Below are 12,841 nucleotides of genomic sequence, written 5' to 3'. Positions count from 1 at the left end.
CCTGAGTTTCAGTTACTTACAAATCGCTAATCAAGTCCATAATGTCGTCCAGCTCACTCCGCGAGAGGTTCTTGTCCACAAAATCGCTCGGTGTCAGCTCGGTTTCTGTCTTTTGCAGGCAGTGGGCAAGCAGCGCATTCAGATGCGCTTGATAAAGCTCCAGCAGCTTGTCGATCGTCGCTTTGCGGTACTCATCGCGATGGTACTGTATGTGAATGGTCAGCTCTCCGTTGCTGATTTTGGCAAATACATCCAGTTGCTGCGTGCGCTCAGCATTTGCTCCGCGCACACTTCCCTGCGGAAGATGCGAAAGCGTGAGCCAATCGGTTTCCAGTCCGGCATCGAGCTGCTCCCATGCATGAACGACGATCTTTGGCTGGAGCGTAAAATCGTCCGGATGCTTGTGCCGAAGGTCAGTGAGCTGCTTGAGGATGGAATACCCGCTTCCTTGATGCGGAATCGCCCGCAGCATTTCTTTGACCTGCTTGATCTGCTCCCCCGGATCGCCTGACTTCGCAGCGGAGAGGACAACCGGGAACAGCGAATGGAACCAGCCCACCGTCCGCGACACATCCAAGCTTTTTGCTGCCGACTCGCGCCCGTCTTTTTCCAAAAAAACGGTGACATCGTCTGCTCTTGTCCAGTCCCGCAACGCCATGCCCAAGGCGGCCAACAAAAGCTCCTGCGCTTCCGTCTGATAGGCGTGATTGGCCTCGTGCAGCAGATTGGCTGTCTCTGCTTTCGCGAAACGAATGGCTGCTGTCGCCGTGCTTTGTTCCGTTCGGGAAAGCGGCTCCTGATCTTGTGGCAGCGGACGGGTCGGGCTGGACGCGATTTTTCTCCAATAGCCCAGTTCGCTCGTCAGCTTCTTGCTGTTGGCTGCGTTGTGCAGTTCTTCCGCCCAGCTCTGATACGAGTGGGTTTTGTTTGGCAAGGCGATTGGCTCGCCCGCAGCTTTTTGCTTGTAGGCGGTTTGGAAGTCTTCCAGAATGATCCGCCAGGAAGCATCGTCCACAACCAGCTGATGAATCGCCAGGAGCAGATGGTCGCCTGTCCTCGTCATGAACAGCGCAGCCTGCACGAGCGGCCCTTCCTGCAAATTCATCCCGGCTTGCCATTCGTTTGCTTTTTCTTCCACTTTTCCCGCTATATCCAGCTCCTCCGTACAATCAAACGCGCGGAAGCCGAACAGCTTGCCTTCGTTCCCCTGATGGAACTGGACAATCCCCTGCTCTGTCTCGCGAAAACGCATGCGCAAGGCATCGTGCTGCAAAACGAGCGCGTTCAGCGTCTCCACGACCCACTCACGCTCCAGGCCATCCCGGCAAAACAGCATCCTCGCCTGGTTCCAGTGGTGTCGATCAGCTGTGATCCGTTCAAAGAAATCGCGCTGGATCGGCGTCAGCTTGACAAGCCCCTCTACCAGTCCCTGTTCGATGACGACCTGCTCGGACGTGACGAATGGGGCAATCTGTTCAATCGTCGGGTACAGGAACAGGTGGTTGATCACCATCGTCCAATTGATCCGTTGCAGTCGGGAGGCGATTTGCAACCCTTTGATCGAATCTCCGCCCAGTTCGAAAAAGTTGTCGCGAATCCCGATCCGTTCGATTCCGAGCACTTCGCCCCAAATGTGCGCCAAAGTCGCTTCCAGTTCCGTGCGCGGCGCTGCATATTCCGCTTCCGCTTTCACACTGCCGTCCGGTTCTGGCAAAGCCTTGCGATCGAGCTTGCCATTGGCTGTGAGCGGGAACTGTTTCAGCAAAACGAAATGGGCCGGAATCATGTATTCAGGCAGTTCACGGCGAAGCAACTCGCGCAGTTGACCGACTGTCCACTCCTGTTCGGACAGCAGGTAGGCGCACAAGTACGCTTGGCCGTTTTGATCGTTTCGGGCTACGACCACCGCGTCCTGAATCGTTTCCTCCTGAATCAGCTTGCTGCGGATTTCGTCCAGTTCGATCCGGTATCCGCGAATTTTCACCTGATGGTCCATGCGTCCGAGGTATTCGATGTTGCCATCCTCGCGATAACGGGCGAGATCACCCGTGCGATAAATCCGCTCGCCTTTCTCCAGCGGATGAGGAGTGAATTTTTCTTCTGTCAGCGCTGGATTGTTCAAATACCCTCTCGCCAGACTTGCTCCTGCGATGCATAGCTCTCCTGGTACGCCGATTGGTTGCAGTTGTCCATGCCGATTGATGATATACATGCGATAGTTGGGCAGCGGCTTTCCGATTGGAACAGGACTTTCCTGCGAGCCTTTCGCGAGCGAGTAACGGGAAGCGTAAATCGTCGCTTCTGTCGGGCCGTAGATGTTTTCCAGCTTCACCTCTGGCAATACTTCGTACACTTTTGGCACGAGTTCATCCGGCATCGCTTCGCCGCAAGCCAAGATGTACCGCAAGCGATTTGCTTCTGTTCGCCCTTCCAAATACTCGACAAACGGGATCAGCATGGAGGGCACGAAGTTGATGTGGGTAATTCCCGCTCCGACTACCGCCTGCCAAATAGCCTTCGGGTTCTTTTCCGCCTCCGGTTCCAAAATCACCAGTTTGCCACGACCCGGAACCCACCCGAAAATTTCCGCGACTGAAATATCGAATATGTAGGTTGTCTTGAGCAAGAAGGCATCGTCCTGCAAAAGCGGGTACTCGTCCTGCATTCCGTGAAGCACATTGAGCAGCGCTCCGTGCTCGATCATCACGCCTTTTGGTTTTCCCGTTGAGCCGGAAGTGTACATGACATACACCAGATCGCCTGGCTGGTTGACCAGTGGCGGGTTGCTCGTATCCGCCGCATAGCTGCTCGCACTGTTCAGATCAAGGACCACTTCCGCCATGCTTGCCTTTTCCACAAACGGCGACTGTGCCAGCACCAGCTTGGCTCCGCTGTCTGCGAAAATGTAGGCGATTCGCTCCGCCGGACTGTGCGGGTCGATGGGCAAGTACGCTCCGCCCGCTTTCAACACAGCGAAAATCGCCACCATCATCTCGACCGACCGCTCTGCCATCAGCATCACGAGATCGTCAGGTTGCACCCCTTTTTCGCGCAAAGTGTGTGCCAACTGGTTGACCCGCTCGTTCAGCTCGCGATACGTCACGCGTTGTTCGCGGAAGACTAGCGCTGTTTTGTCAGGGGTAGCCGCCGCCCAATCCTCCAGCATCGACATGATCAGCTTGTTCGGATACGCCTTGGCTGTATCGTTCACCCGCAAAAACAAATCGCGTTTTTCGTCTTCCGTTACCAGTTCAAACCTTTTCACCTGTTGGTCCAGCCCGTGCACGGCTTGCAAAAGCAGGTGCTCAAACTGCGCGACCATGCGGAGGATCATTCCCTCGTCAAACAGGTGCGTATTGTATTCAAACACGATGTTCAGCCCGTTTTCCCGCTCCAGGACTTCGAGTGTCAGATCGAACTTGCTGATCCCGGCGTTTATATGGTGCATGTTGCTCTCCAGCTCGGTTTCCGGTGCGCCTTGCATCATGAACATCACATCGAACAACGGGTGACGGTTCCCTTCCCGCTTGACACGGGCAGCTTCGAGAATTTTGTCAAAAGGCACGTACTGGTTTTGCAAAGCCGGCAAAAGCTTTGCCTTGACCTGTTGCAAGTTATGTAAAAAGCTTTCTTCATGATCAATGGAGAGCAAAAGCGGCAGCGTATTGACGAACATCCCCAGCAGTTCTCGCGTATCTGGATGCTGTCTGCCGTCCGTAACGGTGCCGAGAATGACTTGATTGCTGTCGCTGTTCATTTTGGACAGCCAGATGGACACGATCGTGAGCATCAGCATGTACAGAGTCAGATCATGCTTGGCCGCTGTCGCCTTGAGCTTTCGCGTAATTTCCGGGTTCACGCGATACATCTGGATCGCTCCGTCAAACGTCAACTGCGGCGGGCGTTTTTTCGTCGGAAGCTGGACGGCGGGAAGCTCTCCTTGCAAAAGCGTTTTCCAGTACGCTATCTGCTGTTCGTATTCGTCGCTTGCGAACCATTCATTTTGCCAGCGTGCAAACGACTTGTACGTTTTTTCCACAGGCGACAACACCTGCTGTCCGAGCAAAGCTTGCAGCTCGCGCGCCAGGATCGACTTGGACAGACCGTCCAGCAAAATGTGATGGGAATCGAACCAGAGAACCTTTTTGTCCGCCGTCTCAATGACTCCCGCCCGCAGCAACGGCGCTTTCGCCAGATCGAACGGCTTGATCTGCTCCGCAAGCAAGCTTTGTACCGACTCCTCCTCGCCAGTCTGGCGCACAAAGGACAGCTCTGCCCGAGGAACAATCCGTTTTACAATCTCGTCGCCGCGCATGTGATACGTGCTGCGCAAACCTTCGTGCCGCAGCACCAGCTGCTCCAGGGCCACCCGAATTTGCTCCGTATCGACAGTCAGGGGGAAGTTGATCGTATAGACCACGTTGTAGGCAATCGACTCCACATCTTGCTGCTGGATGATGTACATTCGCTTCTCGACGGCGGAAGTCTCGTACTCCGCTTGCTCGTCCAGCTCTCGCAAAGGCTCCAGGCTCACCTGCTTTTGCTCCGTAAGCAGACGTTTCAACTGCCGGATGGTCGGATGCGTGAAAAGCTGGTCGTATCTGAGCGAAAGCCCGATGTTTTTGAGCTGGTGAATCAGCTGCATGACTTTGATCGAGTCTCCGCCTCGCTCCAGAAAATGGTCGTCGATCCCCATTTGCGGAATCCCCAGCACGTGGCTCCACACCTGTGCCAGTTGCTGTTCAAGCTCATCAGTTGGCGCGACGTAATCTTCCCCCAGCAACTCCGCATCGGCCTGCACGTCTGGCAAGGCGCGCCTGTCTACTTTCCCATTCGCGGTCAGCGGGAAAGCCTTCATGTGAACAAAGTACGCGGGGATCATGTAATCGGGGAGATCGTTCCCGAGCCATTCCCGCAGCTCGCCATGCGGGATTTCTTCAGGAGCAACGTAATAGCCAACCAAGTATTTGCGCCCGTCCGCTTGCTCCCTCGCCAATACCGTTGTCAGTTCAATCAGCGGATGATTCATCAAAAATGGCTCGATTTCTCCTGGCTCGATGCGGTATCCGCGAATTTTGACCAAATTGTCCAGGCGGCCGAGAAACTCGATGTTTCCGTCAGGCAAAAAGCGTGCCCGATCGCCCGTGCGGTACATTCGCTCGCCCGTCTGCGGATGGACGATGAACTTTTCCGCCGTCAGCTCCGGGCGGTTCAAATATCCGCGCCCCAGCCCTTCCCCGACAATAAACAGCTCGCCTGCCACCCCGATCGGCTGCAACGCCAGCACTTCGTCCAAAATCAGGATGCGGGTGCGGTCAATCGGCTTGCCAATCGGAATATTCGCATACGGCTTGTCCACCTCGAACATCGTCACCATGATGGTGCACTCTGTCGGCCCGTACCCGTTGTAGAGCTTGTACGTTCCGTTCCGCTCGATTTTTTTCAGCACATCCCCGCCCGTAATCACCACGCGAAACGACTGGTTGTCCATTTGCATGAACTGTTCAGCAGCACCCGTCGGCAAATAGCTGATCGTGATCCCTTCCTGGTTGCAGTAATCGTTTAAAGCGTCCAAATCGTACTTCCGTTCGGAAGGCACGATGTGCAGCGCAGCGCCAGCGAGCAAATGCGTAAATATATCCAGTGCAGACCCGTCAAAGGAAAAACTGGAATAAACCAACGCCTTGTCCGCAGGGGTTACGCCAAAGTACGGCCGATACCACTCGCAAAAGTTGACCAGATTGTGATGCTCGATCATGACGCCTTTTGCCAAACCTGTCGATCCTGATGTGTACATGACGTACACGAGGTCATCCGGGCGATTGACGTGCGGCAAATTGTTCGTGTTCTCGCTGTAGCTGTCAGGATCGTGCACGTCGATGATGTCGCAGGCACCGTTCGCTTTCTCCTCATGCAAAGCGTTTGTCAGCAAGATCGCGGCACTGCTGTCAGCCAGCATGTAGGCAATCCGCTCTCCCGGATAATCCGGGTCGATGGGCACATACGCCCCTCCTGCTTTCATTACCGCGAGAATGCTCACGATCATGTCCAGAGACTTGTCCAGCATGATCGCTACCTGATCGTCAGGCTTGACGCCTTTGCCCCTGAGATGGTGCGCCAGCTGATTGGCCCGTTCGTTTAGTTGCTTGTATGTCAAGGATTGGCCCCGATCGACGACAGCCACGTGGTCTGGCGTCACTTCCACCTGCTGTTCGAACAGCTGATGGAACGTTTTGTCGATCGGCTTTTCACCCTGTTTTGGCTCTGCACAAAGCCGCTTTAATGCCAACAATTCTCGTACTGTCGTCATGTTCAGGTTTTTGTAAAAATCCCGGTCTGCTTTGAAGTGGATCGTTCCGCCAGTAGTTTGCCGATACGGAGCGATCCGTCCATGCACGATATTTTCCCACTCGCGAATGAACAGTTCCTCGATCGCCTGATTGGCTTTGTTGTAGCAATCGAGCAGCGTATCTTCGTCGGCAAACGCAATCTCTTCCTGCACGAGAATGTCGCCTGTATCTACATGCTCGTCGATGAGGTGGATCGTCACGCCCTTGGGTGTCTCGTCCCAAACGCTCCAGAAAACAGGATCTCGTCCCTTGTTCCAGGGCAAAAGAGAAGGATGAAGGTTGATGATGCGCCCGCGAAACCGGGAGACGATTTCTTTGTCCAAAATATACCCGTATGCATAGCTGACAATCCAGTCGATCTCTTGCAAATCGGCCGACTGCGCGTGCACTTTTTCCTGGCAGATGACGACTTCGTGGTGTAATGATTCCAAGTACCGTACAACTTTGTTTCCTTTGCTCATAAATGTTGTTAGGAATAGTATTCTCACAAAAACACCACCAGTACTTCCTAAAATTTCGTTGACAAAAAAGTAACTTCGAATGAAAATCTTTGGTAGATACCAATTTTGGTACTTTTTTACATAACACACAAAATCATGTTAATTTGTAAACAGTTAACGGTCAAGGTCTTATATTTGACAAATGAATGCAATCAGCGATGATAAACCTGGAAAAAACTTGATTTACGTAGGGATCGCGGCGTTTTCCGTTACGGAATAATTTGGTATAAAAATCCAAAAACCTGATTTTCTGGCTGGTTCTGCGCGCCAGAAGCTGACAGGAAAATGGACAGGCCAAACGTGGCGGAATGAGAGGAAGTGATCCAGCAAGCAATATGGAATTTTCGTGAACAATCACTGTGAAAGGAGGTTTTAGAATCGACCATCAAGAAGGAATGGTATATATGTAAAATAATTACAATTTTGTGAATGTCAAGCGAGGAAAACTTCAGAAAAAGGTGATACTTTGTGGAGCATGTAATCGAAATTAAAGATCTCAAAAAATCGTTTGGCGACAAAAAAGTTCTGAACGGTATTTCTCTCTCGATTGGCAAAGGGCGAATTTTTGGTCTGCTCGGCCCGAATGGCTCGGGAAAAACGACTACCATGCGCATCTTGTCCTGCCTCATCGAGCCTACCTCTGGGGATATCACCATCCTTGGCCGCCAAATCAGCACGCACAAAGAAGAGATTCGCAAAAAAATCGGTTGTGTCACAGAATCCCCCGGTGTTTACGACAAGCTTTCCCTGTTGGACAACCTGGAGTTTTTCGCCGCCTGCTACCAGATTCCCAAAGCCAAGCGCGCTTCCCGCATCGAATATTTGCTTCGCCAGTTCGACTTGTGGGACAGAAGAAATGATCCTGCCGGGCGACTGTCCAAAGGGATGAAGCAGAAGCTTTCGATCATTTGCGCGATTTTGCACGATCCCGAAATCTTGTTCCTCGACGAGGTGACCGCGAACCTCGACCCCGTCAGCATTCGCAAGCTGAAAGATTTGATTCGTGAATGGGCCGCCTCTGGCAAGACGATCATTTTTTGCTCGCATATCTTGACCGAGGTTGACGAGCTATGCCATGAGTTCGCCATTATCAAGGGGGAAGTCATTCGCTTGACCACTCCGCAGCAGTTCCGTGAAGAATGGACCACCTACAATGTGATCCTCGATGTCGGATCGGATGTGCAAAAGTCGGAACAGATTATCAGGGAAGCGAAGGAAGTCGAAGCCTACAAGCGTTCGGAAAATCAGTTCCACCTGAGAGTAACCGATCCGGAGACAGCCAACCCGCAGTTGATCAAAAAGCTGGTCGCAGCCGATGTCACTATCAAATACATAACGCCTCTCTCTGTTTCGCTGGAAGACTCTTACCTGAGCTTGCTCGATCAAGAAAAGGAGGCGATCTAACATGCCGACATTCGTCATTCTCCGCGAGTGGAAAGAACTGTTTGCCAACCGTTCCGTGCTGATTACGAATCTGGCCGCGCCATTCGTGATCTTGATCATGGCTTTGATCACGACTGTGTTTGCCCAAAATGGCAAAATGGAGTTCGTCCTTACCTTGATGAAATTGACCAATCCGCTGCTGAACATGGCTGGAGACGATGGCCAGATCGCGATTGCCCGCTTCTACTTCCTCCTGTTTTTGATCGTCCCGGCGATGATCCCGCTGACCTTTGCCACCACGAGCATCATCACGGAAAAAATGACAGGGACATTGGAGAGCGTGCTGGTCACTCCCATCTCGACCAAGGAGTTCTTGCTCGGCAAAATTCTTGCCTTCGCCTTGCCGTCCGTTGCGCTGACTTGGGTCATCCAGCTCATCTTTTTAGGCTTCATCTTTGCGAGCTTTGACAACGCCAGTACCCATTTTTCCATCGTTTTCATTCTCGCGATGATCCTGCTCGTCCCGTTTGTCTCGATCATCAGCTTGTCCTTGAGCGTCGTAGTTTCCTCCAAAGTGGACAACGTCGCAGCAGCCCAGCAATTCGGCGCCTTGCTTGTACTGCCGATCATCGGACTCGCCATCAGCCAGGTGATTTTCCTCTCGATGATGAGCAATCCGCTGATCTATCTGGGCCTGGTGACAGGATGTGCCGTTCTCGCCCTGATTACGTTCCAGATCAGTGTCCAGCTGTTTGACCGCGAGCATATCATCAGCAAGTGGAAATAGCGAAAAAACCGCCTCCTGCAATCGTTGCCGTCCGCGATTGCAGGAGGTTTTTTCGTGCTCCCGCTTTTTCTTGCCATGCGAAAAAGGGCTACCCGAAGGCAGCCCGCAGTCGGCTACATGATTCGTTACCTCGCGCCAATGACGGCTTTGAGCGTCTGGGTAATCGTGTGCCAGTCTTCTTCTTGCATGTGCGAATCCAAAGGTCTTTGCAATTCCGTCAGCACATCATCCACATAATGCTCCCGTCTCATCCCTACGAGGACGCTGTGTACCTCTGGCGTAGCGCGCATCGTACGGATCGCCGTCTGGCTCAGCGTATCCGTCGCCACGAGATGCGGCCGCACTCTCGACAGCTCTGTGCGGATGTCTTGCGCCCGCTGGTAGTCTTTCGGCGTATAGTAATTCTTCAACGCCTGGGCGGCTTCCGTGAGCGCTTCCTTGTATGTATCCAGCCAGCGCAGCGTCTCTTCGCCTCCCCCGCCATGCTTCTCGATCGTTTTGCGAATATCCGTAATGACGGGATCAAACAGCATCGTTTGCACGTTGTTTACGTTTGCCGAGGAGTACAGCTTCTTCCAATACTTGCGCAGCATTGCGCCAGCTGATACTTTTTTCTTCAGCTCTTTCACTTCTTCTTTTTCCATTTTCAACGCAGGCAAAATGTGATAGACGATATGGTCTTCCACATCATCCACGCGATCCAGGCAAGCTTTGATTTGCTGGGTCGCTTCCTTCTCGTCGATGACCGTGTTCTGATCCAGGCGAATGTCTGTCAGACGGAAAATTTTGTCCTTCGCCGTGACGTCGAGCGTCCGGTTGGTCATCACTCCGAGTGCTTTTTCCTTGGCAAACAGCAAGGCACTCTTGCCCTGCGCATGGCTTTTTTCCAGCAAGGCACCCGACTCGTACATGTTCATCGGAAACTGGATCACGCGAAAATGGTGGTTCGGCGTAATCGCCTCCGCTATCTCCCAGAGCGTATCGAGCGCAACAAAGTCAAATTCCTTTGGATTGCTGCCAAACGAGTTGACACTGACTCCGTAGCATTGGATTCGCCCTGCCTCGACTTCTTGTTCCAAGTGGCGAAAAGCTTTCCCGATTCGCTCCAGCAGCTCTTCGTACGCTTCCTGCTGCTTGATTTTGTTCATTTTCGCCCACAACATATACCATTCCGGATTGTGCAGCATGTAACAATCGATCATGTCCAGCTGCAAACGCTCCAGGCTGCGCGTCAGCTGATCTCTCAAATACTCGGGATGGATGCAAATCGACATCCCTTCATGCACCGTCGTGAAGTCCTGGTACGGCTTGCCTTCCGCCGTCCGCTTCATCGTCTCTTCAGAGTCTTCGCCGACCACAATGCCTGCCTTGGATACGATCACAAGCTCTTCCCGCTTGATTTTTGCTTCCTCCACAAGCTGTTTCAGGACGCTGCCGATGACTTTCTCCGCGCTGCCGTTCGCGTACATGCTGCTGGTGTCGATCAGGTTGATTCCTTCGAGCAGCGCTTTGCGCAAGGCGTGCTGATACTGTTCGTCCTGTTCATCAATGCGATACGTTCCGAATCCGACCTGGCTGATCCAAACCTCGAAGCTGCCAAACGGCTTGTAAGCCAGATGCGGATTGGCTTGTGCCAGTCGCTGTGTCCCTTCCAGTGTCGCTTTTCCTGTAATCATCCGATCCCCCTGTACCCAACCAGATAGCTTTGTAATGTTGATTCGATGATCGCCAAAAGTTGTTCCTGTTCCGAATGGAGAAAGAAATGGTCGCCTTGCAGCATGTGCATTTGGAACGAAGCACTGGTGTGCTTTCTCCATGCTTCCATGTGCGCCACGGTAATGTCGGGGTCCTGCCAACCGCCAATCGCCGTCAATCCGCAACCGAGCGGCTCTTCCTCCTGGTATTGATACTGCTCGCAGATGGTGAAATCTGCCCGCAGCATCGGCAGAAGCATTTGCAAGATCTCTTCGTTTTCCTCGTTTTCAAAAAGCTCCTTCGGCGTGCCGTTCAGCGTGCGCAGCCCTTTCAGAAACTCGGCGTCAGGCAAGTGATGGATCGCTTCACCCGGATCAGGCAGATGGGGCGCATGCCGTCCTGAAGCGAACATATGCCGCGGCTTGAGACCGTACTGGTTGCGCAAATATCTGGCCAGCTCGAAGCTGACCAGCGCTCCCATGCTATGTCCAAAAAAGGCAAACGGGCGATTCAGATGGGGCAAAAGCGCTTCCGCCAGCTCGCGGATCATCACGGACAAGTCGGTGTAGTACGGCTCCATAAACCGATTGCTCCTGCCTGGCAGCTGCACGGGGCACACCCCGATCTGCACAGGCAGCTTTTTTTGCCACTCGCGATAGATGCCGGCATGTCCGCCTGCATAGTGAAAGCTGAATAAAAGCACCTCTGCCTCCGCCGTCATTTTCGGGGAAAGCAGCCAACGGCTCGGGGAAACGTGTGTCTTTTGCATAAGAGATCCTCCTTGGATTGCTAGGGAACGATGTTGATTTTTGCGCCGTCTTTCAACTGGGACTGGCCTTTGATCACAACTTTGTCTCCCTGCTTCACACCAGACTCGATCAACGTCATCTCTGTTCCTTTCAGCGCGATCGAGATTTCCTGTTCAGCCACTCTTGTTTCATTCACGACGTAGACGACCGACTTCCCATTTCGCTCCACAATCGCGTCGGTTGGAACGAGAATGCCCGCCTGTCCTTTTTTCGCAGACACTTCAGCCTTCATCCCGGGAAGCAGCGTGCCTTTCGGATTCGGCACTTCAATTTCCACAGGGAACAGCCTTGATTGCTCAAAAGCGCTCAGGCCGACGTAGGAGACACTTCCCTTGACCTTGACGCCCTGGGACGGGACTTGCAAATCCAGTTGCGTGCCTTTTGGCAAGCTGGGCAACGCTTTTTCGGAAACGTTTACCTTCACAATGACCGGATCGAGGTTAATGATCGTCGCAACAGGCTTTTGCAGGGTGATCGTATCCCCTTCCTGCACGAGGATTTCCGTGACAATGCCGTCGACGGTAGCCTTGATCAGCGTGTTGTCCAAAGCATTTCGGGCGATATTCACCTCGGCTTGCCCCTGCTGGACATTGGCTTTCGTGACCCGCCCGTTTTTATCTGCCTGATTCACCTGTGTGCGGGCATTGTTCAAAGCTGTTTCCGCCTGATCCAGCTGGCTCTGGTACTGATTTTTCGCCTGCAAAAACGCATTGTGGGCGTTTTCCAGCTCGCCCTTCGACATGGCGCGCTGCTCATACAGCTTTTTGGCCCGGTCGTAGTTCGCCTGTGCCAGCTCCATTCCTTGCGCAATCGAACCTTTTGCATTCGCATACGTTTGTTCCGCCAGCTTCAACTGACTTTCGGCCAGTTGCGTGGACGTTCCCATCCGGTTTGCGCTTTCCAGATTGGCTTTGGCGACGGCCAAGCTCGCTTCTGCCTGTTGCAGCCTGAGCAGCGCCTCGGTATTGTCCAGCTTGGCGATGACTTGTCCTTTTTTGACGGCGTCCCCTTTTTTCACGAGGATTTGCGAGACGGTCCCGCTCGTTTTGCCGAGGATGCTCACATCCGTATTCGCGAAAATTTCCGCCAGCAGCTTGTCCGACTCTTTCAGCTCGCCCTCCGTCACTTCCGCTACTTTGACGTCGAGGGAATTTTCCGCTTTGATCATCTCGATCTCCGTACCGGACGGTTTTTCGCTTTGCGCCTGTCCTTTGCTGCTCTCTTCTGTTGCCGTGCTTTGTGCATTGCATCCTGTGATGATCGCAGCTCCGATCAGGCAAACCACACCTGCGTTGATTAGCTTCCTTTTCTTCATTC

The 12,841-nt window shown here is 53.1% G+C and carries 6 protein-coding genes; 2 read left to right on the top strand and 4 right to left on the bottom strand.

What is annotated here, in order from left to right; translation table 11 throughout:
- Positions 1-16: 16 nt before the first annotated feature.
- Entirely contained in the window at positions 17-6,838 is a 6,822-nt protein-coding gene (gene lgrA, locus NST23_RS13900) for a linear gramicidin non-ribosomal peptide synthetase LgrA (RefSeq protein WP_340963861.1), read from the bottom strand.
- A 480-nt stretch (positions 6,839-7,318) separates the two neighbouring features.
- Here lgrA and NST23_RS13895 point away from each other — a divergent pair, with 480 nt between their 5' ends.
- Together NST23_RS13895 and NST23_RS13890 are read left to right on the top strand one after the other, a co-directional pair.
- Complete coding sequence (locus NST23_RS13895) at positions 7,319-8,254, top strand: ABC transporter ATP-binding protein (protein ID WP_242771484.1); 936 nt, start codon at positions 7,319-7,321, stop codon at positions 8,252-8,254.
- A 1-nt stretch (position 8,255) separates the two neighbouring features.
- Complete coding sequence (locus NST23_RS13890) at positions 8,256-9,020, top strand: ABC transporter permease (protein WP_274875306.1); 765 nt, start codon at positions 8,256-8,258, stop codon at positions 9,018-9,020.
- 125 nt (positions 9,021-9,145) lie between these two features.
- Here the strand turns inward: NST23_RS13890 and NST23_RS13885 are convergent, their stop codons facing one another.
- The 3 genes from NST23_RS13885 to NST23_RS13875 are packed head-to-tail and all read right to left on the bottom strand — an operon-like array spanning position 9,146 to position 12,839.
- On the bottom strand, positions 9,146-10,696 hold the full coding sequence (locus NST23_RS13885; RefSeq protein ID WP_280648388.1) for an aldo/keto reductase: 1,551 nt from the start codon (positions 10,694-10,696) through the stop codon (positions 9,146-9,148).
- Positions 10,693-11,484: a linear gramicidin aldoreductase LgrE gene (lgrE, locus tag NST23_RS13880; protein ID WP_274875305.1), complete on the bottom strand. Its 792-nt coding sequence runs from the start codon at positions 11,482-11,484 to the stop codon at positions 10,693-10,695. The genes NST23_RS13885 and lgrE overlap by 4 nt, the downstream gene beginning before the upstream one ends.
- Positions 11,485-11,504: 20 nt before the next feature.
- Positions 11,505-12,839 carry an efflux RND transporter periplasmic adaptor subunit gene (locus NST23_RS13875; protein ID WP_274875304.1) on the bottom strand — a complete coding sequence of 445 codons (1,335 nt, stop codon included), beginning with the start codon at positions 12,837-12,839 and terminating at the stop codon, positions 11,505-11,507.
- Positions 12,840-12,841 lie beyond the last annotated feature (2 nt).

This window comes from Brevibacillus sp. FSL K6-0770, from assembly GCF_038000275.1.
In the GTDB taxonomy this organism is placed as follows: domain Bacteria; phylum Bacillota; class Bacilli; order Brevibacillales; family Brevibacillaceae; genus Brevibacillus; species Brevibacillus parabrevis.
Note: the sequence above shows the minus strand (reverse complement) of the source record. Positions and strands in the feature narration are given on the sequence as shown.

Coding starts and splice junctions, on each gene's coding strand:
- NST23_RS13890 (WP_274875306.1), top strand. CDS start 8,256: ATGCCGACATTCGTCATTCTCCGCGAGTGGAAAGAACTGTTTGCCAAC.
- NST23_RS13885 (WP_280648388.1), bottom strand. CDS start 10,696: ATGATTACAGGAAAAGCGACACTGGAAGGGACACAGCGACTGGCACAA.
- lgrE (WP_274875305.1), bottom strand. CDS start 11,484: ATGCAAAAGACACACGTTTCCCCGAGCCGTTGGCTGCTTTCCCCGAAA.
- NST23_RS13875 (WP_274875304.1), bottom strand. CDS start 12,839: ATGAAGAAAAGGAAGCTAATCAACGCAGGTGTGGTTTGCCTGATCGGA.